Annotated in this window: 2 pseudogenes; both read left to right on the forward strand. The window is 51.6% G+C overall.

Annotated elements, in window-relative coordinates:
- Nucleotides 1-177 (forward strand): annotated as a pseudogene (locus ACTHR7_RS10840) (tRNA (guanosine(46)-N7)-methyltransferase TrmB); the annotation flags it as partial.
- Nucleotides 178-196: 19 nt separating this feature from the next.
- Nucleotides 197-275: pseudogene (locus tag ACTHR7_RS10845) on the forward strand (riboflavin synthase); the annotation flags it as partial.

A 275-nucleotide genomic window follows, 5' to 3' on the forward strand; every position in this document is an offset into this window, starting at 1 on the left:
GACTGGGAAGAATACGCGCAGCAGATGCTGGAAGTGTTGAGCGGTTTTGACAATTTGCAAAATACCGCCGCCGATTACGCGCCTACGCCCGACTACCGTCCCGAAACGAAATTTGAAGCCCGCGGCAAACGTTTGGGGCACGGCGTTTGGGATTTGGTTTTCAAACGCATCAAATAAACCGATTGGAGAATCTCCCATGTTTACAGGTATCGTCCAAGGTGTCGGCGAAATTATCGCTATCCGCGAACCGTCCGCCGATTTCCGTACCTATATCG

The sequence above is a fragment of the Neisseria sp. P0007.S010 genome, from assembly GCF_051962875.1.
Classification (GTDB): Bacteria; Pseudomonadota; Gammaproteobacteria; order Burkholderiales; family Neisseriaceae; genus Neisseria; species Neisseria subflava_A.